The sequence below is a fragment of the Rhodoferax sp. RT5P35 genome, from assembly GCF_056521385.1.
Genome location: NZ_JBWMAX010000243.1, coordinates 1 through 1,177 on the forward strand (window position 1 = coordinate 1; position 1,177 = coordinate 1,177).

General features: G+C 67.2%; 2 protein-coding genes. One reads left to right on the forward strand and one right to left on the reverse strand.

Translation table 11 applies throughout. From position 1 onward, the window contains the following. Positions 1-175 precede the first annotated feature (175 nt). Positions 176-448 (reverse strand): YlcI/YnfO family protein, encoded by a 273-nt coding sequence (locus AC097L_RS25335; RefSeq protein WP_479589467.1) that lies wholly within the window; start codon positions 446-448, stop codon positions 176-178. Between the two features lie 157 nt (positions 449-605). Between AC097L_RS25335 and AC097L_RS25340 the strand changes: the two genes are divergently transcribed. Further along, the coding region (locus AC097L_RS25340; RefSeq protein WP_479589468.1) for an oxidoreductase at positions 606-1,177 on the forward strand (572 nt) is incomplete at its 3' end.

A 1,177-nucleotide genomic window follows, 5' to 3' on the forward strand; every position in this document is an offset into this window, starting at 1 on the left:
CCCTGCACGGCATCGGGGTGAAACAAACCATCCAGCCTGGCGATGGTGGCCGGGCTGAGCGCCACCTGCGCCGCATCCAGGTCTTCTGCCGTCTGCGCCCGTTCGAGCAAAAAGTCGAACAGCCGCAGCAGATCTTCGCGGCCCGCCGCGGTGTACCGGACCTGGTATTCGCCGGTCATCCGAGCAGATTTTTGCGCCGCGCATCCAGCCGACGCTGCAACTCAGAATGCACGGAAGCCGCACTGTAGTAGGTGCCGGTGCTGCGCGCATCCTCGCCCGCCTGCAGGCCCCGCGCTAGAAATTCCGCCTGCACCTGGCGCCGGTGGATGGCTTCGCGCATGGCGGTTTCGATCAGGCCGGTCAGCGTCTCGCCGTCGCGCAACACGCTTTCGGCGGCCAGGCGCAGCGCGGGTTCGACCCGCAGAGAGGGAAAGGTGGCGGTTTTCATGGCGGCAATGCGTTGCAGTTGCGATGCGTTGAGTGTACCGATTGTTTACCGTTCGGCAACACCGCGTTTCCCTGACTGCCCCTTCCAAACCTGCCCGTACACCCCATCTACCCAAATCCGGCCTACCAGCCCCACCCTTTTTTTGGATATTGCCTTCATGCCCTCTTTGTTCGACCCCATCCAGATCGGCAACTTCACCGCCCCCAACCGCATTTTGCTGGCCCCGCTGACGCGCGGGCGGGCGACGCGCGAGCATGTGCCCACCCCCATGATGGCCACCTACTACGCGCAGCGGGCAACGGCGGGGCTGATCATCACCGAGGCCACCGGCATCAGCCGCGAAGGCACCGGCTGGCCCTATGGCCCCGGCATCTGGACGGCTCCGCAGGTCGAGGCCTGGAAGCCGGTGACCGACGCGGTGCATGCGGCGGGCGGGCGCATCCACATGCAGCTCTGGCACATGGGCCGGGTGGTGCACCCCAGCTTTCTGGGCGGTGCGCAGCCGGTGTCGGCCTCGGCCACCACGGCCCCGGGCGATGCCCACACCTACAGCGGCAAGCAGCGCTACGCCCAGGCGCGGCCCCTGGCCCTGGACGAAATCAAGCGCCTGCTGGACGACTACGCCCACGCCGCCCGCAACGCCATGGCGGCGGGTTTTGACGGGGTGCAGGGGCACGCCGCCAACGGCTACCTGAGCGACCAGTTTCGGCGCGACAACAGCAACCTGCG

Coding starts and splice junctions, on each gene's coding strand:
- AC097L_RS25335 (WP_479589467.1), bottom strand. CDS start 448: ATGAAAACCGCCACCTTTCCCTCTCTGCGGGTCGAACCCGCGCTGCGC.